We start from the raw sequence: 25,346 nt of genomic DNA on the forward strand, positions 1-25,346 counted from the left end.
GGCACCAAGATGGCGATCGGCGTGGGCGACACCGACGGCCGGCTGCTCGCCTCCGAACGCCTGCCCACGATCGCCGAGCAGGGCGCGCAGCAGGCCCCCACCCGGGCGCTGGACCGGGCGTGCGAACTCGCCGAGCAGACCGGCGGCAGGATCGTCGCGGCCGGCATCGCCTCGCCCGGCGTCGTCCACGACGACGGCATCGAACTGGCGCCGAACGTGCCCGGCTGGGAACAGCTGCGGCTGGCCGAGTCGGTCCGCGCCCACCTGAACCTCGCGCACGTGCGGGTGACGAACGACCTGAAGGCCGCCGCCTACGCCGAGCTGCGGCTCGGGGCGCTGCGCGACGCCGAACCGGGACTCGTCGTCGGGCTGGGCACCGGGGCGGCCGCGGCGGTCACCGTCAACGGCGAGGTGCTGCCGCGGCCGCCACGGCGCGGCCGGCGAGATCGCCTACGGACTGACCGACCTGAGCTGGCCGCCCCGCCTGGAACCGATGCTGGAGGCGACGTTCTCCGGCCGGGCGCTGGACGAGCTGGCGCAGCGGATCGTGCTGGTCGGCAGCGTCGCCGGCAACGACCTGGTGCGGGAGCTGCTGACCGAACGGCTCACCCGCACGCTGCCGTACCCGCCGGAGATCGTGCTGTCGGACTTCGCGCAGGACGCCGCGCTGCTCGGCGCGCTCGTCATGGCCACCGAGGCCCAGCCCGCCGTGGTCTGAGCGGACCGGCCGCCGGGCGGGGTGCCCCGCCCGGCGGCCGGTCCGCCCGCGGGGTCAGCCGGCGGACGCCTCGGCGCGGCGTACCACCTCGGTGGCGGCACGCACCACGGCCCGGTCCAGCAGCCGGCCGTCGGCGTCGGTGGCCACCCCGGAGCCGCCGCGTTCGGCGCGCTCCAGCGCCTCCAGCACGGCCCGGGCCGAGGCCACCTCGGCCTCGGTGGGGGTGAACACCTCGTTGATCGTCGCGATCTGCCCCGGGTGGACGGCGCTTCGGGCCCGGAAGCCCTGTCGCAGCAGCGCCCGGGTGGTCCGCTCCAGCCGCTCCGGGTCGCGCAGCGTCGTCTCCACCGGCCCCACCGCGGGGGCGATGCCGGCGGCTGCCGACGCGAGGACGACCTGGGCGCGGATCGGGGCGAACTCCGCCCGGTCCGGTCCGGGCTGCAACCCCAGCTCACCGGCGAGGTCCGCCTCACCGAGGCCGAGCCGCAGCACCCGCGGCGCGGCGGCCACCCGCGGCGCGGTGAGCACGCCCCGGGCGGTCTCGATCAGCGCCACCACCCGGAACGCCGGGGCGTCCGGGCCGAGCCGCCGCTGCACCCGGGTCAGCGCGGCGTCGACCTCGGCGAGCAGTTCCGGCTCGGCCTTCGGCACCCACACCCCGGCCGCGGCGGGGGAGAGCACCTCGACGTCCGCCTCGACCCGGTCGCTGTTGATCCGCACCCAGAGCTCGGGGCCGGACGACGCGGCGGCGCCCAGGAACCCGCCGACCGTCTCCCGGGCCTGCGCCTTGCGAGCCGGCGTGACCGCGTCCTCCAGGTCGAGCACGAGCGCGTCCGCGCCCCGCCCGGCCGCCTTGTCCAGCAGGTCCGCCCGGTCGCCCGGCAGGTACAGGTAACTGCGCGCCACCGCCATCAGTCGCTCCCCCTACCGCTGCGGGCGGGCGAGGTAGCGGCCGGCCGGCTCGCCGGCGACCTTGCCGTCGACGAGCACGTGCTGTCCCCGGACGAAGGTGTCGGTGACCCGGGCGGTCAGCTCGAAGCCCTCGAACGGCGTGTACTCCTGCGTCGACTCGGAGTCCTCGGCGCGCACCGTCCAGGTCGAGTGCGGGTCGACCAGGCAGATGTCGGCGTCGTACCCCTGCACCAGCGCGCCCTTGTTGCGCAGGCCGAAGCGCTGGGCCGGGTTCCACGAGGTCAGCTCCGCCACCCGCTGGTACGACAGGCCGCGCCGGTTGCCCTCGGTGACCAGGCCGGGCAGCAGGTACTCGGCGCCGCCGAACCCGGACTTGGCGACGAAGATGTCGTCGCGCGGCTCACCGAACTTGACCTCGTCCCGGCAGCAGGCGTGGTCGCTGACCACCCAGTCGATCTTGCCGTCCAGGACGTACCCCCAGAGCGCCTCGACGTCCGCGCGCGGGCGCAGCGGCGGGTTGACCTTGCCGCCCAGGCCGTGCGCGGTGTCGATGTCGGCCACCAGGTGACCGATGGTCACCTCGCGGCGGAAGTCGATGTGCGGGAACGCCCGCGCCATCCGCAGCGCCGCGTCGACAGCCTTCTCCGACGACAGGTGCAGCAGGTTGATCTTCGGCAGCCCGGTCTCGTGCGCCAGGTACGACGCGATCGACACGGCCAGTCCCTCGGAGTGCGGCGGCCGCGACGCGTGGTACGCCTCCAGCCCGCGCAGCGTGCCGTCCTGCTCGACCTGCTTGGTGTACGCGCTCATGATCTCGGCGGTCTCGCAGTGCAGCGACAGCGAGATCTCGTCGGCCAGCTCGGGGAAGCGCTCCCGGGCCGCCTGGACGCCCCGCATCACGAACTCGAAGTGGGCGTAGTCGTACCGCTCGCCCTCCGGGATCATCAGGAACGAGTTCTGGTCGGCGGAACGGCCGTGCAGGCCGTGGCTGCCGTAGAACATGAAGATCTTGAACGAGGTGACACCGTGCTCCTCCACCAGCGACGGCACCTCGCCGATGTGCTCCCGCGACATCGGCGCCAGGTGGAAGCCGTAGTCGATGTAGGAGAGGCCCTCCGTGGCGGCCAGCACCTCGGGGAAGAAGTCGGCGTACCGGCCGCCCCGGTTGAGGTAGTACTGCCCGGTGCGCATGTAGTTCAGCGCCGTGGTGACGCCGCCCTGCACCGAGGCGCGGCTCTCCGAGACGGCGTCCTCGCTCAGCGGGTTGTAGATGCCCCAGTGCTGGTGCGCGTCGACCACACCGGGGAAGGCGAGCCGGCCGCCGCCGTCGACGACCTGGGCGGCCTCCGCCCGGTCGATCTGCGGGGCGACGCGACTGATCCGCCCCTCGGTGACGGCGATGTCCATCAGCTCGGTCTCGGGCCGGTCGTGCCGGACCGCGCGGACGTTCGTCAGCAGCAGGTCGTAGGTGCTCATGGTGTTGCTCCTCGTGCTCGGTTCAGCGGCGGTTGATCAGGCCCATCAGGCCGTGGACGTCGGGGGCCCGGTCCAGCCGGTGGACCTCCTCGGTGATGCGGTCGGCGGTCGCCTCCGGCAGGGCGGCGGCGTTGGTGCGGAACTTGACCGCCAGTTCGGCGTCGCTGAGCGGACGCTGCGGACCGCCCCGGTTGGCGAGCACCTCCTGCACCCACTCCCGTCCGTCGCGGGTGACCACCCGCAGCACGGCCGGGAACTGGTGCGGGAAGATCGCGTCGCACCGCTCGTCGCCCACCACGTCGACCCGCGCCATCAGCGCCCGCCGCTGCGGGTCGTGTGCCAGGGCGTCGGTGAAGTCGGCGAGGTCCACGCCGAGACCGCCGCCGCCGACCAGGCCGGCGACGACCGCGTACGGGCCGCTGAACTGCGCCTCGTAGCCGGTCTGCGGTGCGCGCTTGCGCTCGATGGGCTGGCCGATGGTGCGCACCGTCGGCGTCGGCACGCCGAGCGTGATCGACTCGATCTCGTCCAGCGGCAACCCGCGCTCGCGCAGCGCGATCGCCGCGTCGATGGCGGCGTGGGTGAAGTGGTTCGCCGGGTACGGCTTGAAGAAGATGCCCGGTACCGCCCAATCGGTGCCGAGCCCGCGGACGATCTCGTCGCCGTCGAACTCACCGCGCAGGAACGCCTGGAAGAAGCCGAAGCGTCCCTCCAGCACGGTCGGCGGCCCGGTCACGCCGTGCCGGGCCAGCTGCGCGGCGCTGACCGCCGCGTGCGCCGCCCAGCCGCAGTGGATCCGCTTGACGGTGCCGCCGTTGCGGTTGGACTCGATCAGCCCGGCCGCCATCGAGGCGGACACCCCGAGCGCGTCGAGCGCGCCGTCGGAGTCCAGCTTCAGCAGCCGGGCCGCCGCGACCGCGCCGCCGAGCGTGCCGCAGATCGAGGTGGCGTGCTGCCCGTGCTCGAAGAAGACGGAGTTGCCGGCCGCCGGGTCGTAACCGGCCATGCCGAGCCGGACGCACACCTCCAGGCCGACAGCGATGGCCGCGACGGTCTCCCGCCCGGACGCCCCGGAGGCCTCGGCGGCGGCGAGCGCGGCCGGCACCACCGACGCGCTGGGGTGCAGCACCGACGGCAGGTGCGTGTCGTCGTAGTCGAGCGAGTGCGCCAGCACGCCGTTGGCGAACGCGGCCAGCGCCGCCGGGACCTTCTCGTCCAGTCCGACAGCGGTGGCCTGGCCCCGGCCGCCCTGCTCAGCGACGTAGTCCAGGGCCGCCTGGCTGGTCGGCAGCGGCCGGGCCGCCACGCATAGCCCGAGCACGTCCAGGACGCGGGCCCGGACGCTCGCGACCACCTCGTCGGGCAGCGTCTCGGCGGCGGTGTCGGCGGCGAAGGCGGCCAGGTGGCGGCCCAGGGTCGGCTCAGCCACGGCTGATCACCGCCAGCGGGCGCACCGGGGAGCCGGTGGCGCCGTACAGCGGCAGCGGCGCCATGACGAAGGTGAACTCGTGCACCTCGTCGCGGGCCAGCTCCTCCAGCGCCATCGTCTCGATCAGGTAGACGCCGTGCTCGACGAGGAGGATCCGGTGCGCCGGCAGCGAGCTGTGGCCCTTGCCCGGCGGCAGGCACTCGAACGCGATGGTGTCCGCGCCGGCGGCGTGCACCTGACGCTGCGCCAGCCACGTCGCGCCGTCCGCGCCGACGCCGGGAACGCCGGAGTCCTTGCCGACGTACACGCTGCGGTCCTCGTGGTCGAACAGCCGGCCCCACCCGCTGCGGATGAGCACGACGTCGCCCGGGCCCACCGGCGTGCCCTGCCGGGACACCGCGGCGTCCAGGTCGGCGGGGGTGATCTCGTAGCCGGGCTCGCAGCTCTGGACGGCCAGCGCGGCGGGTACGTCCAGCAGCACGCCGCGGCGCACCATCGGCGCGACCGTGTGCACGCCCAGCTCGTCGAACCGGCCGCCGACCTGCGCCGCGGCGGCGTCGGCGCCGCCGTGCAGCCGGCCGTCCTGGGAGACGTGCGCGAGCGCGTCGACGTGCGTGCCGACGTGCGTGCCCATCACCAGCAGGTCGTTGGCGGCGGAGCCGCCGTCGGCCCGCACCATGTCGCCGTGGCGGCGCGGCAGGGTGAGCCCGAACGCCGGGTGGTTCGGTGACTGCGGCATGCCGGCGGTCAGCCGCCGGCCCAGGTCGTAGATCGTGACGCCGGCCTGCACGGCGTCGAGCAGGCGGTCGGCGGTTCTGGCAGTGGTGCCCACGGGGTTCCTCGCGTTTCGGCTGTCGGCGTCGTCAGGCGACGACGCCACGGGCTTTCAGGTCGGCGATCTCGGCCGGGTCGCAGCCGAGCTCCTCGACGAGCAGGGCGTCGGTGTCGGCGCCGGGGGAGCGACCGGTGAACCGGATCCGGCCCGGCGTCTCCGACATCCGCCACATGACGTTGTGCATCCGCATCGGGCCCAGGTCCGGATCGTCGACCGTGGTGATCATCTCGGTGGCCCGGACGTGCGGGTCCTCGACGATGTCCTTGGCGCTGTAGACCGGGGCGACGGCGGCGCCGGCCTCGGCGAACGCCGCCGCCACCTCGTCGCGGGTCCGCTCGGCGATCCACGAGCCCACGTACTCGTCGAGCAGGTCCGCGTGCGCCACCCGCCCGACGCCGGTACGGAACCACGGCTCGTCGATCACCTCGGGGTGGCCCACCAGCCGCAGCACCCGCTCGGCGATGGCCTGGGCGCTGGTGGAGATCGCCACCCACGAGCCGTCCTTGGTCCGGTACGTGTTGCGCGGCGCGTTGTTGGTCGAGCGGTTGCCCTGCCGCTGCTCCACCACGCCGAGCTGGTCGTAGACGGTGGGGCCGGGACCGACAGCGGTCATGATCGGCTCCAGCAGGCTCATGTCGACGACCTGGCCCCGGCCGCCGGAGCGCTCCCGGTGCCACAGCGCCATCATCACCGCCGACGAGGTGGCGATGCCGCAGATGCTGTCGGCCAGCCCGAACGCGGGCAGCGTGGGCGGGCCGTCGGCCGTACCGGTCAGGTGGGCGAACCCGCTCATCGCCTCGGCCAGCGTGCCGAACCCGGCCCGGGAGGCGTACGGGCCGGTCTGCCCGAAGCCGGTGATCCGGGCGATCACCAGACCGGGGTTGACCCGGTGCAGCTCCTCCGGGCCGACGCCCCAGCGCTCCAGCGTGCCCGGCCGGAAGTTCTCCACCAGCACGTCGGCGCGCTCGGCCAGCCGCAGCAGCAGCGCCGCGCCCTCCGGCGCGGACAGGTTCAGCCCGACCAGCCGCTTGTTGCGGGAGATCTCCTTCCACCACAGGGGATGGCCGTCCTTGGCCTTGCCGTGGCCGCGCATGCTGTCACCCATGGCCGGGTGCTCGATCTTGATCACGTCGGCGCCGTAGTCGCCGAGGATCTGACAGCACAGCGGCCCGGCGAGGATCGTCGAGACGTCCAGCACCCGCAGGCCCGTCAGCGGTCCGTCACTCACCTGTTCCACCTCCCCACTTCTGTTCCTGACCCGTCCGGCCGGCGACACGCTGCGCCGGCGGCCGGAAACCCAGTTCGGCGGAGATCTCCGCCGCCGCCGCGGCGACCAGCGCACCGTGCGCGGCGCACACCTCCGGGGTGAACCGGTTCTGCGGCCCGCACAGCGAGATCGAGCCGAACACCTGCCCGGTCGCGTAGCGCACCGGCGCGGCCACGCTCCCGGCGCCGTTCTGCCGTTCGCCCATGCTCACCGCGTACCCCTGGCGCCGGACCCGGGCCAGCTCGGCCCGCAGCTTGGCGGTGGAGGTGATGGTGGCCGGCGTGACCGCGTCCAGCGGGTGGTGGCCGAGGTAGTCGTCGACCTCGGCGTCCGGCAGCGCCGCCAGGATCGCCTTCGACGACGACCCGGAGTGCAGCGCGTGGCTGGTGCCCAGGGACACCGACATCCGGACCTCGTGCGGCGAGAGCACCTGGTCGATGTAGACGCGCGACCAGCCCTGCCGCACCGACAGCGTGGCGGTCTCGCCGCTGTCGCGCACCAGCCGGACCAGGTACCGGCGCGCGATGTCCGGCACGTCCAGGGCGCGCAGCGCGGCCAGGCCCACCGCCAGCGCGCCGGTGCCGAGCCGGTACCGCTTGGTCTCCTCGTTGAAGGTGAGGAAGTTGTCGGCCACCAGCTCCTTGAGGATCCGGTGCGCGACCGCCTTCGGCAGGCCCAGTTCCCGCGCGATCGTCGACACGCCGAGGGTGTCCGGTGCCCGTTCGGCGATGATGTTGACGATGTCGAGGGCGCGTCCCAGACCGGAGCGGGTCCGGCCGGCGCTGCTCTCGACGACCGTTGTCGTGATCATCTCTGTTCCTCCAGTGTCGACGTACGTGGGCGGGGTCGCCGGGTGTCAGGCGGGCGCGACGGGGGTCTTCCCGGGCGGGAGGCCGCCGGCCTGCCGGGGTCGCTCCCGCGCGATGACGAGCGCCACCGAGGCGAGCACCACGGCACCGGCGAGCACCTGTCGTCCGGACAACGATTCGTCCAGCACCATCATGCCGAGCAGGACCGCCACCACCGGGTTGACGTACGCGTAGGTGGACGCGAGCTGGATCGGCGCATTGCGCAGCAGCCACGTGTAGACGCTGAAGCCGACCACTGTGCACACCAGCATCAGGTAGGTCCACGCCAGCCAGGACCGGCCCGTCACCTCGGCCGGGCGGAACCGCCCCAGCTCACCGCTGACCACGCTCGCCACCGCCACCGCGACGCCGCCGACGAGCATCTGCCAGCCGGTGCCGACCAGGTGGTCGGCCGGCATGTGCAGCCGCTGCGACAGCGTCGAGCCCAGCGCCCACACCATCGTGGAGACCACCACCAGCAGCATCCCGCCGAGGTGCCACCCCTGCGTCGGCACCGAGAACAGCAGCGCCAGCCCTGCCACCCCGCCGAGCACGCCCACCACCGCCAGCGGCGACGGCCGCGCGCCGGTGCCCAGCCGCAGCACCAGCACCCACAGCGGCATGCCGGCCACCAGCAGCGACGTCAGCGCGGTCGGCACGTACTGCTGGCCCAGGGCGAGCAGCGCGCTGCCGGCACCGACCATCAGCAGCCCGCTGGCGCCCACCCCGCCCCACTGCCGCCGGGGCAGCAGCAGCCCGGCCGGTCCCCGGCGCAGCGCCGCCACCGCGAACAGCAGCAGCGCGGCGGCCAGGAACCGGGCCGAGGTGGCGACCAGCGGCGGGATGCTGTCCAGGGCCACCCGGTTGCCCAGGTAGGTCGAGCCCCAGATCAGGTAGACCGCGCCGAGCCCGACGGCCAGGGCCATCGGGCCGGCGGGCCGCTGCGGATCCGCCGGGTGGCGGACCGCTGCGGGCCGGGTCAGGTCAGCGGTGGCCATCGATCCGGATCGCCACCGCGGTGTTGCCCCGCAGGGCGTTCGAGTAGGGACACATCCGGTCGGCCAGCTCCACCGCGCGTTCCAGCTCAGCTTGCGGGCACTGCGGCGCGGACACGTCCAGCACCACGGCGATCGCGTACCGGCCGTCCTCGGTCTGCCCGAGGGAGACCGAGGCGGTGACCGTGGTCGGACCGGGCCGGATGCCGGCCTGCCGGGCGGCCACCGTGAGCGCGCTGTCGAAGCAGGCCGCGTAGCCGGCCGCGAACAGCTCCTCCGGGTCGGTGCCGGGCGCGTCCGGACCACGCTGGGCGGGACGGGTCAGGTCGACCCGCAGCGACCCGGTCAGCGACCGGGCGCTGCCGCCCCGGCCGCCGGAGACCTCGACTGTGGCCGTGTAGAGCGTGTTCGCCGGTACGACCTTCGCCTCGGTGACCGGGGTGCCGGCGCTCATGCCGGCACCTCCCGTCCGAGGTCGGCGTGCACCTGCGCGACGACCGCGTCGGCGAACGCCTCCGGCTGCTCGTCGGCCACGAAGTCGGTGCCACCGGGGATGGTGACCAGCTCGGCGCCGGGCAGCGCGGCCCGCACCTGCGGCGTCATCCGGTCCAGCAGGTCGTCGGCGCCGTGCAGCAGTACGATGGGCAGCGCGTCCAGGGCGGCGGTGTCGACGTGGTGGTCGAACACAGCCCGGTACGCGGTGGCGTAGTCCGGGCCGGTAAGCAGGTACTCGGTGACCTGGCGGTCCGCCTCCTCCGGGGTCAGGCGCGGGTACAGGCCGTACACCCGGTCCCAGATCACCGTCAGGTGCCCGCCGTCGCGGGCGGGCACGTAGCCGGGCGCGTACGACCGCTTCTTCTCCGCCCGCTCCTGCTCGTCGTAGAGCGGGATGCCCTGGAGGATCAGCCGGTGCACCCGCTGCGGCGCCGACATCAGCGCCTCCGCGCCGACGATCGCGCCGGTGTGCTGCCCGAGCAGGTGCACCCGGGACAGTCCGAGGGCGTCGGCGAACTGCCACACCCCGGCCGCGTACTCCGGGATGGACCACGGGCGCGGCGGCGCGTCGGACATCCCGAAGCCCGGCGTGTCCGGGGCGATCACCCGCAGGCCGCGGCGGGCCAGCGGCTCGATCACCGCGTCGTAGGTGGCCGAGGAGAGCGGGGACTGGTGCAGGATCAGCAGCACCGGGGCGTCGGCGTCGCCGCCGTGCCGGTAGTGCACCTGACCCCACGGCACGTCGACGTAGGCGCGGCGGGCCACGCCGCGGGCCCGGGTCACCCGGCCACCGCCAGCGCCGCCATGACCTCGATGACGTGCTTGATGCCGGCCTTGTAGTCGTCCAGCCGGATGTTCTCGTTCGGGCCGTCCACACCGGAGTCGGCGCGGGACACGCCGACGCCGACGATCGGCCGGTCGGCGATCACGCCCTGGTTGCCGATCCACTGTGTGTACGGCTCGATCACCGGCTCGGTCCCGTACACCCGGCGGGCCGCGTCGGCGACCAGCGCGACGAACGGGTCGCGGTGGTCGGTGAGGTTGGGCCGGCTGGTCGCCATCACCTCGATGCGCAGGTCACCGAAGCCGGTCGCGGCCAGGTGGTCGCGGATGCAGCCGAGCACCCGGTCCGGATCCTGGCCCGGCACCAGCCGGATCTCCAGCTTCGCCGAGGCGGTCGACGGGATGCCGAGCGTCACGTCGTCGCGCATGTCGCCGCCGGCGAAACCGGCGACGGTGAGCGTCGGCACGGTGCGGATGGCGACCGCGGCGCCCTGGTCGTCCAGGTCACCGGTGAACCGGTCGACCTGGGCCCGCTTGCGCAGGAAGCCCCCGTCGAACGCCACCTGCTCCAGCAGCGCCCGCTCCTCGTCGGTCGGCGGCCGGGCGTCGTCGGCGAAACCGGGGATCGTCACGGTGCCGTCGGGCCGCTGCAACTGCGCCAGGGCGGCGGCCAGCCGGGCCGTGGCAGCCGGCAGCAGCGCGGTGTTCTGGCTGGTCAGGTCGCGCGGCAGGGTCTGCGCGGTGAGCCGCAGGTAGAGCACGCCCTTCTCGGCGAGCTTGAGCAGCAGCCGGTCCTCGCCGTCGAGCCAGGAGTTCTCCCACAGCGCGGCGTCGCCGGCGAGCCGGTCGGCGTGCGCCTGCACGAACGAGCCGAGACCCGGGCTGTGCAGCCACTTCTTGCCCTCGAAGATGATCCGGTTGGTCACCGGCGGGGTCAGCCCGGCCAGCTTCCAGGCCGCCGCCGCGTGGATGCGGGACATGACGACGCCCTTGTCGTCGGCCACGCCCCGGGCGTACAGCCGGCCGTCGTGGATCTCCGCCGCGTACGGCGGGCTGATCCAGTCGGCGTCGTCACCGGCCGGCTCGACCTCCACGTCGTAGTGGGTGAAGTGCAGCAGCGCCTTGTCACCCTCGCCCGGCACCTCGGCCAGCACGTACGGGTACGACTGCTCCCACGGGATGATCTCGGCTTCGCCGCCCCAGCGGCGGACCGACCCGGCGATGAACTCGGCGGTGGCCTCCATCTGCTCCGGCTCCTGGCGGCGGCTGCGGATGCGGCACAGCTGCTGGAGCTCCTCGACGAACTCGTCGAAGTGCTTGTCGACGGCCGCCAGAGCGGCCGCGGTATGCGGTTTGGGCATGGTGGTCCTCACAGAAGGGGTCGGAGAGGGGAGAGTCAGTGGATGGTGACGCCGCCGTCGACGAAGATCGTCTGCCCGGTGGTCATGGCGGCGGCGTCACTGAGCAGGTAGGCGACCGCATTCGCGACGTCCTGCGGCAGCGCCATCCGGCCCAGCGGGATCGAGGCCATCTTGTCGGCCAGGTACGCGTCGTCGCCGCGTACGTCGGCGGTCATGTCGGTGGGCACGATCGTGGGTCCGACAGCGTTGACCCGGATCCGGTCCGGCGCCCACTCCAGGGCCAGCACGCGCGCCATGTGCATCACGCCGGCCTTGCTGACGCAGTACCCGAGCGTGTTCAGCACCGCGATGTGCCCGTTCGTGGAGCCGATGTTCACCACCGCGCCGCCGGCCTGCCGCAGCGCCGGGTACGCGGCCTGGCACATCCGGAACGTGCCGGTCAGGTTGACGTCCAGGACTGCGCTGAAGTCCTCCTCGGACATCGTCGCAGCCGGTCCGCGCCGGACGATCCCGGCGTTGTTGACCAGCAGGTCGAGGCGGCCGTGGGAGTCCAGGACCTCGGCCACCAGGCCGGCGCAGGAGGCGGCCGACCGGACGTCCACCCGGTGCCGGGTGTGCGCGCCGCCGGTCAGCTCGGCCTCCGCCCAGTCGTCGAGCAGGTCGGCCTGCGCCACGGTCGCACCGCGCTGCGCCAGGGTGGCGGCGATGCGGGCGCCGATGCCGCGGGCGGCGCCGGTGACCAGTGCCACCCGCCCGTCGAACCGGTTCGGATCGGTGTTCATGTCTCGTGTCCTGCCTTTCCCGTTCGGCCACCGGCCGGGCGGGCGTGAACCACGCCCGGCCGGTGCTCCACACGCGTGACGACGGTCCCGTCAGCTGTCGTCACGCGCCGATCACCTTCGTGTCCTCGGCCCAGAAGGCCAGGCGCTTCCGCAGCAGCCGGATCACGAAGTGCGCCACCAGGCCCATCACCGACAGGACCACCAGGACGGCGAACATGCCGGCGATGTCGAAGTTGTAGTTCGTCTGCAGCAGCAGGTAGCCCAGGCCCTCCTTGGCGCCGATGAACTCGCCGACGACCGCGCCGAGGATGGCGAAGACGATGCCGATGTCCAGGCCGGCGAAGATGAACGGCAGCGCGCTGGGCAGCCGGACCATCCGGAAGATCTGGGTCTTGCTCGCGCCGAACACGGTCAGCATCTGGATCTTGTCGGCGTCGGCCGCCCGCAGGCCCTCGATGACGTTGACGAGCATCGGGAAGAACGAGATCACCGCGGCCATGACCACCTTGCTGGTCAGGCCGAAGCCGAACCAGACCACGAACAGCGGGGCCAGGGCGACCTTCGGGACGGTCTGGAAGGCCACGATGTACGGCATCAGGGTGGCTTCGACGATCTTGATCTGGGAGATGAACGTGCCGAGCAGCAGCGCGGCCCCGACACCGATCACGAACCCGAGCAGCGCCTCCTGGGTGGTCACCCAGAAGTGACCCCAGAACTGGTCGTCGCCGAGCTGCTGCCACAGCGACTCGACCACGCTCGACGGCAGCGGCAGGACGTACTCGTCGACGCCGATGAGCTGGACGCCGTACTCCCAGGCCAGCACGACCACGACGAAGACCGCCGGGACCAGCCAGAGCTGGGGCTTCTCGCGGAGGTCGAACTTGCGCCGGGCGGGCCGGGCGGACGGCGCCGGTGGCTGGGCCGGCTCGCGGACCAGGTTGCTTGTTGCCATGGCTGTCCCTCGTCAGTCGATAACGCCGGCGGCGTTGAAGTGTCGGCGGATCCGCTCCACGTAGACCCCGGCCCGGTCGGACGACATGACGCCGAGGTCACGCGGCCGCTCCAGGTCGATGTCCATGACCTCCGCGATACGGCCCGGCCGGGGGCTGAGCACGACCACCCGGTCGGAGAGGAAGACCGCCTCCGGGATGGAGTGCGTGACCAGCACGATCGTCTGGTTGCTCTCCTGCCAGATGCGCAGCAGCTCCACGTTCATGTACTCGCGGGTCATCGCGTCGAGCGCGCCGAACGGCTCGTCCATCAGCAGTACCGCCGGGTCGTGCACGAGTGCCCGGCAGATGCCGGCCCGCTGCTGCATGCCGCCGCTGAGCTCGTGCGGGTACTTCTGCTCGAAGCCGTTGAGACCGACCATCTCGAGCAACTGCTGCGCGCGTTCCCGGTGCCGGCGGGGATCCAGCTTCTGGATCTCCGCCGGCACCATCACGTTGTCGAAGATGGTGCGCCACGGCAGCAGCGTCGGTGCCTGGAACACCATCCCGACCTCGGGAAGGGGCTTCGTCACGTCCCGCCCGGCGATCCGTACCGCGCCGCCGGACTTCGGGCTGAGCCCGGCGAGGATCTTCAGCAAAGTGGTCTTGCCGCACCCGGACGGTCCCACGACCGAGATGAACTCGCCGCGACGTACCGTCAGGTTGATGTCGCTCAGCGCCTGGGTCGGTGCCGACTTCCGGGGCCGGTACTCCTTGTCCAGCCCGTCGATCTCGATCCAGGAGTCTTCCGACACCGATGCCGGAGCCTGCGTCTGCGCCCGGCGGGCCGTCGCCTTGATGGCCATCGAAATCCCTTCCGCTGTCCGCTGCCTAGGCGGTGTAGTTCGCGGCCTTGCTCAGCACCGCGGCCTTGTCGAAGTTGTTCGCGCCGGAGAGCAGGCTCGGGTCCCACAGCTTCTTGAGGTCGACCTCGCCGGTGATCTGCCCGGCCTCCTTGGTGTACGCCTGGGTCTTCGCCCACTCCTCGTCGCTGATCGCGCCCCAGTCGCCGAACTGCTCCGGGTCGCCGCTGGCCGGGGTGGCCGTCTTCAGCCAGGCGGTCAGGCTCTCCGTGTCCGCCTTGAGGCGCTCGTCGGCCGACTTGCCGGCGAGGATCTGCGGGAAGACCTTGTAGCCGATCTTCATGGCGGCCTCGGGATTCTTCGCCGAGAAGAGCATCGCCTTGTACGCCGCGCGCAGGAACCGCTCGTACGAGTCCTTCTTGGCGTCGAAGTCCCGGGCGCCGACGCTGAAGGTCAGCGACCGGATGCCGCTGAACACGTCCGGGTTGGGCAGGTACTTCAGCTCGGTGCCGGCGTTCTCGATGACCGCGTACGCCTGGGTGTAGAGCGCCAGCATGTCGACCTTGCCGTCGTTGAGCGCGGCGGCGGCCTGCGCGCCGACGCCCACCGGCAGCAGCTCGACATCCTTGGCCGGGTCCAGGCCGGCGGCCTTGACGTAGGCGCGGGCGTACGGGGCCGAGCCGGAGGCCAGGCTGATCACGCCGATCTTCTTGCCGCGCAGGTCCGCGCCGCCGGTGATCGGGGAGTCCGGCTTCACAGCCATCACCCACGGCCAGTTCTGCACCAGGCCGCCGATCGCCTTGATCGGCACGTTCTTCTCCGCGGCGCCGAGCGCCGAGCCGGCGTCGGCGGGGGTGATGTCGCCGCTGCCGGACGCGACCGCCTGGAGGGCGGCGACCGAGCCGTCGGCGTTGATCGTCTCGACGGTCAGCTTCTCCTCGGCGAAGTAGCCGAGTTCCTTGGCGACCGCGTAGACGGCCACCTCCTCCTTCGGGCCGATCACGGCGGAGGCGATGGCCATGGTCAGCTTCGCCTCCTTGCCCTCGCCGCCGGCGCCGTCGTCGGAGCCGCCACCGCACGCGGACAGGACCAGCGCGGCGGCCACCGCCGCCGGGAGCAGAGCCCACTTTCGTTTCATATGCACACACCTCGTCATGAGTCGGGGGAGATCATCTCCGCCGCCGGAGCGGCGGAGATGGGGAATCAGCTGTCGCGCTGCTGCGCGACCGTTTGTCGGTCAGGCGTCGCGTAGCGACGCGACCAGGGCCAGATCGTTGTAGACGTGCTGCTCGACGATCAGTCCGCCGTCGAGCACGAACACGTCCGCGTAGCGGATGTCCTCGAACGGAGTGCCGTCGAGCCATTCCCCGTACAGCCGCCCGAGCGAGGTCACGGTGACCCGCCCGTCGGCGTCACCCACCAGGTAGCGGTCCCGGTGTTTGCGCACCCACCGGTAGGTTCCGGTCGACGCGGCCGCCATCTCCCGCAGCGACGAGTACACCCGGCCACCCGGGAAGACCAACCGCGCCCGCGCCGCGAGAAAACGCCCCGCTTCGTCGAGCTCGCGGTCCTCGCACAGTTGCAGGTACCTGTCGATCAGGGCGGGCGCGTCCGGTGTGCTCATCAGCCGGTCTTCTCGCTCAGCGCCGCCTCCCACTGGTCCCGCAGCGGGTGCTCCGCGGGGCCGTGCTCGGTGAGGATGCGCATGAGGCGGGCCAGCAGCTCGTCCCGCTCCCGGTCGAGGACCTTCTGCTCCTCCTCGGTGGAGACGAACCCGTCGACGGCGCCCGCGGTGAGCGCGCCGGAGCGGGTCAGCAGCGCCTCGACGACGCGTACCCGCTGGCGGGTCACGTGCAGCTCGGTGGAGAGCTGCAGCACCAGGTCGAGCAGCTTGCCGACCTTGGGGTCTCCGAAGTAGTCGAACTCGGTGCTCATCACGCCTCCGGCTTGGTCGCGGCCAGTACGGCCCAGGGGAAGTGCCACTCGGGACGGTCGCCCCAGCCCTGCGGCTGGACGCCGTTGCGGCGCTCGTCGAACGGGGTCCACGACACGTCGGTCAGACCGGCCTCGGTGCAGACCTCGACCAGGTCCGAGCCGAACAGGTCGTGGAAGAACGGCTCGTTGTTGCGCTCGGCGTGCTCGTAGACGGTGGCGTCGCGCAGCGGGTCGCCGGTGAGCATGAACTCCAGGAAGCGCAGCGAGCCGCCGGGCTTGAGCAGGCGTGCGGCCTCCAGGATCGTCTCCCGAATCGCGGCGGCCGGCATCTCGTGCAGCACCATCGTGCCGGTGACCACGTCGCAGCTGTCCGGCTCGATGCCGGTGGCCCGGCCGTCGGCCTGCCGGTAGTCGATCGCGACTCCGGTCGCCTCGGCCTCGGCGTGGGCCAGGCGCAGACCGGGGGCGGCCAGGTCCACGCCGATCACCTGGGCGGTCGGGTACCTGGCGGGCAGCGGGCGGGTGCTCTTGCCGAAGCCGCACCCGATGTCGACGATCCGGGTCGCCGCGGGCAGCTCGGGCAGCGCGGTCGTGGCGAACAGCGTGTGGAACTTGTAGCCGTCGTTGTCGCGCAGCATGACGATGCGCGCCCCGAACTCGTACACGTAGGCCGACATGTCGTCGGAGAAGAAGCTGCCGGGCTGGATGTGGATGTCGTAGTCGGTGTACCAGTCGGGCAGGTCCAGGTCGGGGTTCAGCTCCAGCGAGCCCTTCGGCTGCTCGGGCAGCGAGGTGAGCTGGTCGGTCAGCTCCTCGCGGCGGCTGAGCACCGCGTCGCCGGCGACCTTCCACAGCATCTTCTGCTGCACCCGCTCCAGGTGGCTGAACCACGGGTAGAGCGGGAGACCGCGCAGCACCTGACCGGCGTCTGCGACGGTGGTGGCCGACGCCCCGGTGGCGCCGTACTCCTCGCGCAGCGCCGGGTAGACGGTGTCCGCCCAGCGCTTGCGCAGGCCGAGTACGAAGTCCACCGCGGAACGCTCATCCAGGGTGAGGCGTTCCTCGACATCGAACATGCCTTGTCTCCTCTGCAGGTGGGGGAGGTCCGGCCCGCGGTGCGCCGCGACCGGGGTGGACGGGTCAGTGGGCGTACCGCACGCGTTCGGCGGACGCGGTGTCGAAGGCGCCGAGGAAAGCGCCGGCCATGCGTCCCTCGTAGACGGCCTCGAAGGCGGTGCGGGGCGCGTTCGCGTCGCCGACGACGTGGATGCGGGGGCCGTCGGGCAGCGCGTCGAGCTGCCGGTACAACTCGTCCGCGGCCTGCGCCGAGCCGCCGTCGACGACTGTGGTGACGCCTTCGACGATCGTCTCGCCGCCGGCGAGCGGGCCGCCGAGCGCCACCGCGCCGGCGCCCGCCGCACGGGCGGTCCGCATCGGGTGGACCGCGATCCCCAGGTCCGCGAAGCGCTTGAGCAGCGCCAGCCGGGAGTACGTGGTGATCTTGGCGCTCACCGTGGCGGTGGGGGAGACGAGGTGGACGCGGGCGCCCCGCCGGGCGAACGCCTCCGCCACCGACGCCGCCGACCAGGTGCCCTCGTCGTCGAGCACGACGACGGCGCCGTCCGGCCGGTAGCCGGGGTCGGCCAGGTGGTCGACGGCCTGCCAGATGTCGACCACCGGCGGGCCGCCGGGCAGGTCGCGGCGGGCGGGCCGGGAGCCGGTGGCGAGGACGACGTCCTGGTAGCCGCCGGACAGCACGTCCTCGACGCCGGCGCGGTGGCCGAGACGGACCGGGATGCCGGCGGCAGCCACGTCGCGGGCCAGGTCGCGGGTGAGCAGACCGAGCCGCTCCCGGCCGGGTACGCGCGCGGCCACCTCGACCTGCCCGCCGAGCCGGTCGCGTGCCTCGACAACTGTCACCCGGTGCCCGGCCCGGTGCGCGGAGAGCGCCGCCTCCAGGCCGGCCGGACCGCCGCCGACGACCAGGACGTCCCGCGCGCCGGACGGTCCGGGCAGCTCCGGCCAGGCGTCGGCCCACTCCCGCTCGGCGCCGACCTCCGGGTTCACCACGCAGGAGATCGGCAGGCTGGTCTCCAGCCGGCCGATGCAGCCCTGGTTGCAGGCCAGGCAGTCGCGTACCTCGTGCTGGCGGCCCTGCTCGGCCTTGCGGACCAGGTGCGGGTCGGCGATGTGCGGGCGGGCCAGTCCGACCAGGTCGGCCTCGCCTGCGGCAACGAGTTCGGCGGCCTCCGGCAGGCTGTCCAGCCGGCACACCGCGAGCACCGGCAGGTCCGGGAACTCCTGCTTGAACAGCGCCGCGTGGTGCCGGAACGGGGCGTGGCCGAAGCTCATGTCCGCCATCTGCGTCGCGAGTGACCAGCTGCCGTGGTAGGCGGAGTGGCTGACGTGCACGTAGGCGAGGGGGAACTCGGCGCGCAGCTTTCCGACGATCTCCAGCACCGCGGCCGGGTCGAGGCCGCCGGGCAGGAACTCGTCGGCGCTGACCCGCAGTCCGACGGGCAGGTCGGGTGCGGCGGCGAGCACCGCGGTCAGCACCTCGCGGGTCAGGCGCATCCGGTTGTCGAGGCTGCCGCCGTACGCGTCGTCGCGGGTGTTCGTGTGCGGCGAGAGGAACTGCTGGAGCAGGTGGCCGTGGCCCGCGTGCACCTCCAGGCCGTCGAAGCCGGCCGCGCGCATCCGCCGCGCGGCGGCGGCGAACGCGGCGACGACGACGGCGATGTCCCGGCGTCCCATCGCGTGCGGCACGTGCGAACCGGCCGCCCACGGCACCGGCGACGAGGACCAGGCGGCGGTACGGGTCGCGTCGCCGTTCGCCTGCCGTCCGGCGTGCATGATCTGGGCGAACATGCGTGCCCCGTGCTCGTGCACGGCCTCGGTCACCGCCGCGTACGCCGGGATCGACGAGTCGTCGAAGCTGCCGAGGCTGATGCTGCGGCCCGCGCTCGTGGGGTGCACGCGGATCGCCTCGGTGATGATCAGGCCGGCGCCGCCGCGCGCCCGCTCCGCGTGGTAGGCGACGTGGCGGCGGGTGGGCACATTGTTCAGTCCGAAGTTGGTGGTGTGGCCGGGGACGAAGACCCGGTTCCGCACTGTGAGACGACCGAGCCGGGTGGGGGAGAGAAGAGCGAGAAGCTTGTCGTCAGGCATGCCTCGGGCTTCCTGTTTCGGGCCGCACTCGGCGGGGCCGAGGGCGTTCGGGTGAACCGTACGCCGTTCGATTGAGTGGAACGGTAGGGGTGACGCCGGTCTCCGTCAACGGGCTACTGATCGGTAACTTAGACCGGCGTATTGCCTCTGAGCTGCTGTTCCACTAGGCGGAACGCAAGCCGGCAAGGTTTGTCGATGCGTCGCTCGATCGTTCGGGCCTCCGGCGGGAACGGCAGTGCCGCCGACCGGCGACCGGTCGGCGGCGGGCTTCGATCATCCGGACGGCCGGGCCGGCACCGTCCGGTTCGGAGGGACGGTCGCCGTCCGGGAGCCGCTCCGGCGCCGGGGCGGCGGTCAGGGCCGCGACCCCGTGGCGGTGGTGGGGGTCAGGCCGCGTCCGGGCGGAGGTACGGGGTGAGCAGCTCGCGGGCGAGGCCGGTGGCGACCGGAAGGCCGAGACCGTTCTCGATCATGCGGCTCAGGGCGTACGCGACCGACTGGACGAGCTCCGCCATCCGGTCCGGGTCGCTCGCCCCGTGCTCGGTGAGCGCGGCGCGCAACGGCGCCTCAAGGCTGTCGTGTGGCAGCCGGCTGGAGGTCGCCGGCGTCTCGCTGTTACCCGCCGACGCCAGCGCCCGGGCCAGCGCGTGGTCGCCCCGGGCAACCAGTTGCAGGTTGGCCTCGTCCACGAGCAGCACCGAGGGCTCGGTCATCAGCGCCCGGGCGGTGCCGACGCGCTGGCGCTCGCCGCCGGAGAGCTGGTGCGGCCGGCGGGGCGGGCGCGACCGGCGTCAGGCGGCGACCGGGCCCGCGGTGGCGCGGCGCGCGCGCCGGCTGAGAGCGGTCACCGCGACGACGATGATCGGGGCGAGCGTGAGGTGGCACACCGCCAGCGTGATGGTGCTGGTGGTGTCCAGGTCGGCGGGCAGCGTCATGGTGGCGATCGTGAGCACCGCGAGCGCCGGACCGACGATCAGCGCCGCCCGGACCACCCAGGCGAACCGGGACGCCAGCAGGGCGACGGCGGTGAGCCCGAGCGCCAGCGGCAGCGCGCTGAAGCCCGCGACGGTCACCGCGTCGACCTCGACCTGCCGGCCGTCGGCGGTGAACAGGAAGCTGCCGCCGGCCGCCCGGCCGATGGCGTACACGATCAGGTTGACGACCACCGCGACGGCGGTGGCGAGCGCGACGACGGCGGTGCGGGACAGGTCAGCCACGGGAGGTCTCCGCTGCGTGCTCTCGGATCAGGTACGCCTCGATGCGGGCGAACGCCCCGGTCCAGACCTCGCCGACGAAGAAGTCGCGCAGCTGCGGGGTCGGGAAGCCGCTCTGCACCACTGTCATCAGCGTGCCGCCGTCGCGCGCCTCGAAGGTGACCTCGATGCGGGTGGTCATGGTCGTGCCGTCCGGGCCGGTGCCCGCCGACTCGGTGACCAGCCGGTGCGGGCGGTCGATCTCCAGGAACGTCTGCGTCTCACGGAACAGCATGTCGGGGGAGGGGCCCCAGACCGCGGTCTGCCTCCCGCCGACCCGCAGGTCGACGTCGATCTCCACGACGCCGGGCTGCTCGTCGAGGATGCCGAACCAGATCTTCTGTTTGCCGGCGTCGGTGTAGGCGTCGAACGCCTCGTCAGGGGTGCCCGGAAGGTGTCGTGTCACCCGCATGTGGAGCGTCATGGTCGCGGTCCTCCGTGGTGAGTGTGAGATAGGCGTCGAGGCCGTCGAGGCGACGTGCCCAGAGCCGTCGGTAGAAGGAGATCCAGGCCATCGCCGAGTCCAGCGGAGCCTCGCTGAGCCGGCACTGCCGGGACCGGCCGACCTTGCGCGTCACCACGAGGCCCGCGTCCTCCAGCGCGCGCACGTGCTTGCGCATGCCGGTGAGGCTCATCCCGGTGGGCTCGGTCAGCTCGCTGATGGTGGCCGGGCCCGCGCCGAGCCGGATCAGGATGTCGCGTCGGGTGGGGTCGGCCAGGCTGGCGAACACCCTGTCGAGCGTCTCTTGCTGAACCACGAGGTTCACCGTACGACACTGAACCGTTCGGTTCAACGTTATGCCGTGGCAGGCGTGGCGTACGCGTGAAACGGCCCCGCGACCTCTCGGGTCGCGGGGCCGTCCCCGGCGCCGTGGGAAGAAACGCCGGAGTGCGGGGTGCCGGTCAGGCGATCGTGCAGGGTGAGCCGTTGAGGCTGAACGAGCCGGGCCGGGCGGTGTTGCCGGTGTGCGTGGCCTGGAAGCCGATGGTGGTCGAGCCGCGGGCCGGGATGACCGCGTTGTACGCGAGGTTGCGCGCGGTCACCTGACCCGAGGCGGGGGAGTAGGACGCGTTCCAGCCCGAGGTGATGGTCTGGCCGCCGGGCAGCGTGAACACCAGCGACCAGCCGTTCACCGCGGCGGTGCCGGTGTTGCTGATGGTGATGTTCTCGGTCAGCCCGTTGTTCCAGGCGTTCAGCTCGATGCGCACCGAGCAGGCGCCGGTGCCGGGCGGCGGTGTGGTCGGACCCGGCGTCGGCGAGACGGTCGGGCTCGGCGAGACGGTCGGGCTCGGCGAGACGGTCGGACTCGGCGAGACGGTCGGGCTCGGCGAGACGGTCGGGCTGGGCGAGGTGGTCAGGCCGAAGAACGCCACCGCCGCCGCGGCCATGCCGCCCGACGGCAGGCTGTGCCCGGCGCCCTGGATGCTGTACGCCTCGACCTGGACGGTGCCGGTGCCGTCGGCGTAGCGCCTCCGGTTCCAGCCGGACTGCGGCGTGTCGGTGGACGTGGGGTTCTGGCTGAGGCCGAACACGTTCGTCCACTGCTCGATCGTCTCCTGCAGCAGCGAGTACGGCACCAGCGTGTCGTTGGTGCCGTGCCACAACTGCACCCGGGGACGGGGCCCGGTGTAGCCGGGGTACGCCTGGCGGACCGCGTCACCCCACTGCTGCGGGGTGCGGTTCATGTTCCCGCCGGTGCACTGGCTGGACCCGGGGGGATAGTCGGCGGCGCCGGCGAAGCAGTTGAACGGCACGCCCATGAACGCCGCGCCGGCCTTGAAGACGTCCGGGTAGAGCGCCAGCATGTGGTTGGTCATCATGCCGCCGGACGAGCTGCCGGTGGCGTAGACCCGGTCCGGGTCGGCGCCGTACTGCTGCTGGACATAGCGGACCATCGAGACGAGCGACACCGGGTCGCTGCCGCCGCCGCGCCGCTTGGCCGCGTCGGACCAGGTGTCGAAGCAGTTGCCGAAGCCGGCCTGCTGGGTCGCGCTGGGATAGATCACGATGAACCCGTACCGGTCGGCCAGCCCGGCGAACTCGCTGCCGGAGTAGAAGCCGGGGCCGGAACCGCCGCAGCCGTGCATGGCCACCACGGTGGCCGGCCGGGCCGGGCGGGCGTCCGGCACGTAGACGTGCATGCGCATCCGGCCGGGGTTGTCGCCGAAGCTGGTCACCTCGGTCAGCGACGCCGCGTACGCGGGTTGGACGGCGGGGATCACCAGGCCGGCCGCCGCCAGCGACGCGGCCAGGGCCACCACCATCTTGGCTCTGATTCTCACGGAGACTCCTTCGATCGCCCTGTGCGGGCGGGATCGGGCGGATGCGCCCCGCGCCGGCGACCCGGGCCGCCGCGGTGTCGCGCCTCACCCACTGACGTGGCTCGCCCGGCCCGGCTCCCTCGTGTGGCACATAGTGTTCCGGCCGGACGGCGAAGTGTCAATCGACGCGCTCCAATGAGCTGCGGCGGCGTTCGTCTACAGTCGGTGCACCGTCCCTGAGCCGAGCCCGGAGCGCGTGTGGCAAGCCCGTTCGACATCGAGGAGATCTACCCGGACGAGGGGCCGGCGCCGCGGCTGCCCCGGCGGCAGGCCGGCACCTCGCCGCAGAGCGTCGCGGTGACGCTCCTGACCGACTACACGCTGCGCACCCGCGCCGCGCTGCCGTCCGCGGCGATCGTCGCGCTGCTCGGCGAGGCCGGTGTGACCAGCGCCGGCGCCCGTACCGCGATCAGCCGGCTGGCCCGCCGCGGCGTGCTGGAGGGCGCCCGGCAGGGCCGCAACAGCTTCTACCGGCTCAGCCGCGCCGCCGCCGCCGACCTGTCCGCCGGCGGGAACTGGATCATCGCCTCCACCGCCGAGACGCAGGCGTGGGACGGATGCTGGACGATCGTCGCCTTCTCGCTGCCGCAGGACCACGGGACGCAGCGCCGGGCGCTGCGCGGCCAGTTGCGCTGGCTCGGCTTCGCGCCGCTCTACGACGGGCTGTGGATCTCGCCGTACGAGCTGGCCGGGCCCGCGCGCGCCCGGCTCGCGCAGCTCGCCCTCGGCGCGGTCACTGTGTTCCGGGGACGGCAGGACGCGCTGGACGCGATCGGCCAGCGCGCTCCGGTGGACGCCTGGGACGTCGACGCGATCAGCGGGCACTACGAGGCGTTCCTGCGCCGGTGGACGCCGCTGGTGTCGCGGCTCGGATCCGTCGGCGGCGCCGCCGCCGTACGGGCGCGGACCGAGGTGATGGACACGTACCGGCGGTTTCCCACGCTCGACCCGCGGCTGCCACTGGAACTGCTGCCCGCCGGATGGCCGCGCCGGGCGGCCCGGGATCTGTTCGCGGCCGTCTACGACGGCCTGGCCGAGGCCGCCGAGAGCCACGTCCGGGCGGTCGTCGCGCGGTTCGCCGACCCGGTGCCGCCCGGCATCCGGGCACACACCACCACCGACATGCTCGCCGGTGTACGCGAGGACGGCTGCGGCGCGCCCGAGGGGTGACCGCGACCGTCGCACGTGGACACATCGGCGGCGGTGAGTCTAGGGTCGCGGCAACCGGTATCCCGCGAGGAGCGGCCACGCGCGTCACCATCTCCCTCGACGAGCTGCTCGGTGACCGGCGCGTCCGGCCGGCGCGTCGTGCTCCAGCACCGGGCGTCCCACGAGTCGATCATGCGCGTCGGCATGGGGTCATCAGAGCAGGGGACATCGTCGAGTGTCGACGGGTACGGCGATCGTCACCGATCGGGATCGAGGCCGGTGCGGCACTCGACGGCGTACGGCCGGTCACCGGCGAGCGCGACCGCCAGCGCGTACCCGGCGGGCGTGGGCAGGTCGGTGAGCCGGTGCGGACCGGCCGGCTCGGTGCACTCGACCAGGTCACCCCGGTGCACCGGCACGCCGAGGTTGGGCCACAGCCGGCCGCCGGCCGCCTTGACGGCCGCCTCCTTGCGGGCCCACAGCCGGGTGAACCGCAGCGCCCACCCGGCCTGGTCCGGCCCGGCGGCGACATGCCGCGCCTCCGACGGGTGGAAGAAGCGCGCGGACGCGGACACCGGATCCCCGCCCGGCGCGACGTGCTGGATGTCCACCCCGACCGGACGGCCCTCGCTGAGCGCGACCGCCACGAGACCGCCGGAGTACGACAGGCTCGTGTGCAGGCCGCTCCACGGGCCGGTCAGCGCCGGTTTGCCGTACCGGCCACGGCGCCAGGTCAGGGCCGCCGGTGGCGCGCCGGTGGCTCGCTCGGCCAGGACGCGCAGCGCGCCGTGCGCCACCGTGAACCGGTCCCGCAGCGCCCCGGTGCCGAACCGCGCGGCCCGGTCCCGCTCGTCCGCGTCGAGCACCGCCCGATACCGGGCCAGCTCGTCCGCAGGCGCCGCCGCCGCGACGATCCAGACCCGGACGGCGTCCCGCATGGACGGCAGCGTAGCCGTGCGCCGTCACTTTGACACGCGCCGACAGGTGCCACCACTGTCCCGGACGAGCCCAACGCCGGGCTGGACCCGCCCAGCCGGGTCCGGATGTGGCCGAGGGCACCCCGTCGGCGCCCGAACGGGAGATCTCCGGTTACACCGCGCTGTCCGAGGAGCGCATCCTCAGGCACTGCCCGGACGTACGCGACTGCACCGTGCTCGCGGCGGCGGGCTGACCGGGGGAGATCGACGGTTGGTCTGGTCGTGCCAGAATCCAGCCGTGTCCTACCTCCCCTCGCAGCCGTACCCGCCGATGCCGGGCGGCGTCAGCCCGCTGATCGCCTACCCGCATCCGATCGCCCCGCCGCCCGGCTGCGGAGTGCTCGTCGTCTCGGTGAACCGCGGGCCGTACCTGGTCCCCGTGCCGGTGACCAGCCGCTTCAAGATCGACCGCCAGGTGGTCGCGATCCCCGGCGAGGGGACATGGCACGTCGCGGTGCCGGCCGGCTCACGCGACGTCCGCTACACCGACTTCATGGGCGTCCCGCTCGTCACCACGACGCTCGCGGTGCAGCCGGGGGCCGTGCACCACCTCGCGTTCCGCTTCGGCGGGTGGCGTAACCGGGTCCACGACGGGTACGGCACCGACGTCACCCGGTTCGGCCTGTGGTCCAACTACAGCGTCATGCTGGTCCTGCTGGCCGTCCTCGGCGTGGTCTGCTGCGGGGCGTTCGGGGTGGCCATGGGCACGACTCCCTGACCCGGTCCGGGCGGCGAACCTGGCTCTCGATCCACTCCCACCGCTCCTGGCGGCAGGCCCGCAGGACGACGCGTACGCCGCTGCCCACCGTCGGCGTCGACGCGGACGAACGCGTGGCGGCATCCCGGACA

At 73.0% G+C, this 25,346-nt stretch carries 27 protein-coding genes and 2 pseudogenes; 5 read left to right on the forward strand and 24 right to left on the reverse strand.

All coding sequences use genetic code 11. The features are described 5' to 3' along the window. Window positions 1–9 precede the first annotated feature (9 nt). Both ABIH81_RS20900 and ABIH81_RS20905 read left to right on the forward strand, forming a co-directional pair. A pseudogene (locus ABIH81_RS20900) lies at window positions 10–354 on the forward strand (ROK family protein); the annotation flags it as partial. Between the two features lie 139 nt (window positions 355–493). Next, window positions 494–718, forward strand: a complete 225-nt coding sequence (locus ABIH81_RS20905) for a hypothetical protein (protein WP_349881279.1) — start codon at window positions 494–496, stop codon at window positions 716–718. Between the two features lie 54 nt (window positions 719–772). On the opposite strand, the gene ABIH81_RS20910 is transcribed toward ABIH81_RS20905, so the two are convergent. The 23 genes and pseudogenes from ABIH81_RS20910 to ABIH81_RS21020 all read right to left on the reverse strand — a co-directional run bounded on the left by ABIH81_RS20910 (window position 773) and on the right by ABIH81_RS21020 (window position 22,332). Then, complete coding sequence (locus tag ABIH81_RS20910) at window positions 773–1,630, reverse strand: CoA ester lyase (protein ID WP_349876584.1); 858 nt, start codon at window positions 1,628–1,630, stop codon at window positions 773–775. Window positions 1,631–1,642: 12 nt separating this feature from the next. Further along, entirely contained in the window at window positions 1,643–3,106 is a 1,464-nt protein-coding gene (locus ABIH81_RS20915) for a dihydroorotase family protein (RefSeq protein WP_349876585.1), read from the reverse strand. Window positions 3,107–3,128: 22 nt separating this feature from the next. Further along, window positions 3,129–4,535 carry an MmgE/PrpD family protein gene (locus ABIH81_RS20920; RefSeq protein ID WP_349876586.1) on the reverse strand — a complete coding sequence of 469 codons (1,407 nt, stop codon included), beginning with the start codon at window positions 4,533–4,535 and terminating at the stop codon, window positions 3,129–3,131. Then, the gene (locus tag ABIH81_RS20925) at window positions 4,528–5,367 is read right to left on the reverse strand and encodes a cyclase family protein (RefSeq protein ID WP_349876587.1); all 840 of its coding nucleotides are present in this window, start codon (window positions 5,365–5,367) and stop codon (window positions 4,528–4,530) included. The genes ABIH81_RS20920 and ABIH81_RS20925 overlap by 8 nt, the downstream gene beginning before the upstream one ends. Before the next feature lie 31 nt (window positions 5,368–5,398). After that, entirely contained in the window at window positions 5,399–6,598 is a 1,200-nt protein-coding gene (locus ABIH81_RS20930; protein ID WP_349876588.1) for a CoA transferase, read from the reverse strand. Continuing rightward, window positions 6,591–7,448, reverse strand: a complete 858-nt coding sequence (locus ABIH81_RS20935; protein WP_349876589.1) for an IclR family transcriptional regulator — start codon at window positions 7,446–7,448, stop codon at window positions 6,591–6,593. The genes ABIH81_RS20930 and ABIH81_RS20935 overlap by 8 nt, the downstream gene beginning before the upstream one ends. 45 nt (window positions 7,449–7,493) lie before the next feature. Next, the gene (locus ABIH81_RS20940; RefSeq protein ID WP_349876590.1) at window positions 7,494–8,483 is read right to left on the reverse strand and encodes an EamA family transporter; all 990 of its coding nucleotides are present in this window, start codon (window positions 8,481–8,483) and stop codon (window positions 7,494–7,496) included. Then, window positions 8,470–8,934, reverse strand: coding sequence for an Ohr family peroxiredoxin (locus ABIH81_RS20945; protein WP_349876591.1), 465 nt, complete (start codon window positions 8,932–8,934; stop codon window positions 8,470–8,472). Before ABIH81_RS20945 ends, ABIH81_RS20940 begins: the two co-directional genes overlap by 14 nt. Further along, the gene (locus tag ABIH81_RS20950; RefSeq protein ID WP_349876592.1) at window positions 8,931–9,758 is read right to left on the reverse strand and encodes an alpha/beta fold hydrolase; all 828 of its coding nucleotides are present in this window, start codon (window positions 9,756–9,758) and stop codon (window positions 8,931–8,933) included. The genes ABIH81_RS20945 and ABIH81_RS20950 overlap by 4 nt, the downstream gene beginning before the upstream one ends. Further along, window positions 9,755–11,119 (reverse strand): M20/M25/M40 family metallo-hydrolase, encoded by a 1,365-nt coding sequence (locus tag ABIH81_RS20955; protein WP_349876593.1) that lies wholly within the window; start codon window positions 11,117–11,119, stop codon window positions 9,755–9,757. Before ABIH81_RS20955 ends, ABIH81_RS20950 begins: the two co-directional genes overlap by 4 nt. Before the next feature lie 35 nt (window positions 11,120–11,154). Then, window positions 11,155–11,901: an SDR family NAD(P)-dependent oxidoreductase gene (locus ABIH81_RS20960; RefSeq protein ID WP_349876594.1), complete on the reverse strand. Its 747-nt coding sequence runs from the start codon at window positions 11,899–11,901 to the stop codon at window positions 11,155–11,157. Between the two features lie 100 nt (window positions 11,902–12,001). Further along, complete coding sequence (locus ABIH81_RS20965) at window positions 12,002–12,853, reverse strand: ABC transporter permease (RefSeq protein ID WP_349876595.1); 852 nt, start codon at window positions 12,851–12,853, stop codon at window positions 12,002–12,004. Between the two features lie 12 nt (window positions 12,854–12,865). Beyond that, window positions 12,866–13,696 carry an ABC transporter ATP-binding protein gene (locus ABIH81_RS20970; RefSeq protein WP_349876596.1) on the reverse strand — a complete coding sequence of 277 codons (831 nt, stop codon included), beginning with the start codon at window positions 13,694–13,696 and terminating at the stop codon, window positions 12,866–12,868. 25 nt (window positions 13,697–13,721) lie between these two features. Further along, the gene (locus tag ABIH81_RS20975; protein ID WP_349876597.1) at window positions 13,722–14,831 is read right to left on the reverse strand and encodes an ABC transporter substrate-binding protein; all 1,110 of its coding nucleotides are present in this window, start codon (window positions 14,829–14,831) and stop codon (window positions 13,722–13,724) included. 99 nt (window positions 14,832–14,930) lie between these two features. Then, window positions 14,931–15,317: a hypothetical protein gene (locus ABIH81_RS20980; RefSeq protein WP_349876598.1), complete on the reverse strand. Its 387-nt coding sequence runs from the start codon at window positions 15,315–15,317 to the stop codon at window positions 14,931–14,933. Next, entirely contained in the window at window positions 15,317–15,628 is a 312-nt protein-coding gene (locus tag ABIH81_RS20985; RefSeq protein ID WP_013286888.1) for a hypothetical protein, read from the reverse strand. The genes ABIH81_RS20980 and ABIH81_RS20985 overlap by 1 nt, the downstream gene beginning before the upstream one ends. Continuing rightward, window positions 15,628–16,704, reverse strand: a complete 1,077-nt coding sequence (locus ABIH81_RS20990) for a class I SAM-dependent methyltransferase (protein WP_349876599.1) — start codon at window positions 16,702–16,704, stop codon at window positions 15,628–15,630. Before ABIH81_RS20990 ends, ABIH81_RS20985 begins: the two co-directional genes overlap by 1 nt. Before the next feature lie 64 nt (window positions 16,705–16,768). Continuing rightward, window positions 16,769–18,796, reverse strand: coding sequence for an FAD-dependent oxidoreductase (locus tag ABIH81_RS20995; protein WP_349876600.1), 2,028 nt, complete (start codon window positions 18,794–18,796; stop codon window positions 16,769–16,771). Window positions 18,797–19,461: 665 nt separating this feature from the next. Then, a pseudogene (locus ABIH81_RS21000) lies at window positions 19,462–19,569 on the reverse strand (ATP-binding cassette domain-containing protein); the annotation flags it as partial. 18 nt (window positions 19,570–19,587) lie between these two features. Beyond that, on the reverse strand, window positions 19,588–20,013 hold the full coding sequence (locus tag ABIH81_RS21005; protein ID WP_349876601.1) for a DUF6069 family protein: 426 nt from the start codon (window positions 20,011–20,013) through the stop codon (window positions 19,588–19,590). Then, entirely contained in the window at window positions 20,006–20,473 is a 468-nt protein-coding gene (locus tag ABIH81_RS21010) for an SRPBCC domain-containing protein (RefSeq protein ID WP_349876602.1), read from the reverse strand. Before ABIH81_RS21010 ends, ABIH81_RS21005 begins: the two co-directional genes overlap by 8 nt. Then, on the reverse strand, window positions 20,427–20,807 hold the full coding sequence (locus tag ABIH81_RS21015; protein WP_349876603.1) for a metalloregulator ArsR/SmtB family transcription factor: 381 nt from the start codon (window positions 20,805–20,807) through the stop codon (window positions 20,427–20,429). The genes ABIH81_RS21010 and ABIH81_RS21015 overlap by 47 nt, the downstream gene beginning before the upstream one ends. Window positions 20,808–20,952: 145 nt before the next feature. Further along, entirely contained in the window at window positions 20,953–22,332 is a 1,380-nt protein-coding gene (locus tag ABIH81_RS21020) for a PHB depolymerase family esterase (protein ID WP_349876604.1), read from the reverse strand. Between the two features lie 237 nt (window positions 22,333–22,569). Between ABIH81_RS21020 and ABIH81_RS21025 the strand changes: the two genes are divergently transcribed. Continuing rightward, on the forward strand, window positions 22,570–23,541 hold the full coding sequence (locus ABIH81_RS21025; RefSeq protein ID WP_349876605.1) for a PaaX family transcriptional regulator C-terminal domain-containing protein: 972 nt from the start codon (window positions 22,570–22,572) through the stop codon (window positions 23,539–23,541). 236 nt (window positions 23,542–23,777) lie between these two features. Here the strand turns inward: ABIH81_RS21025 and ABIH81_RS21030 are convergent, their stop codons facing one another. Beyond that, window positions 23,778–24,458 carry a 4'-phosphopantetheinyl transferase superfamily protein gene (locus tag ABIH81_RS21030; RefSeq protein ID WP_349876606.1) on the reverse strand — a complete coding sequence of 227 codons (681 nt, stop codon included), beginning with the start codon at window positions 24,456–24,458 and terminating at the stop codon, window positions 23,778–23,780. A 107-nt stretch (window positions 24,459–24,565) separates the two neighbouring features. On the opposite strand from ABIH81_RS21030, the gene ABIH81_RS21035 reads away from it, so the two are divergent. Next, window positions 24,566–24,691, forward strand: coding sequence for a hypothetical protein (locus tag ABIH81_RS21035; RefSeq protein WP_349876607.1), 126 nt, complete (start codon window positions 24,566–24,568; stop codon window positions 24,689–24,691). Between the two features lie 44 nt (window positions 24,692–24,735). Then, on the forward strand, window positions 24,736–25,215 hold the full coding sequence (locus ABIH81_RS21040) for a hypothetical protein (protein ID WP_349876608.1): 480 nt from the start codon (window positions 24,736–24,738) through the stop codon (window positions 25,213–25,215). Window positions 25,216–25,346: the final 131 nt, after the last annotated feature.

Origin of the sequence: Micromonospora sp. HUAS YX12 (assembly GCF_040215685.1) — a bacterium.
In the GTDB taxonomy this organism is placed as follows: domain Bacteria; phylum Actinomycetota; class Actinomycetes; order Mycobacteriales; family Micromonosporaceae; genus Micromonospora; species Micromonospora tulbaghiae.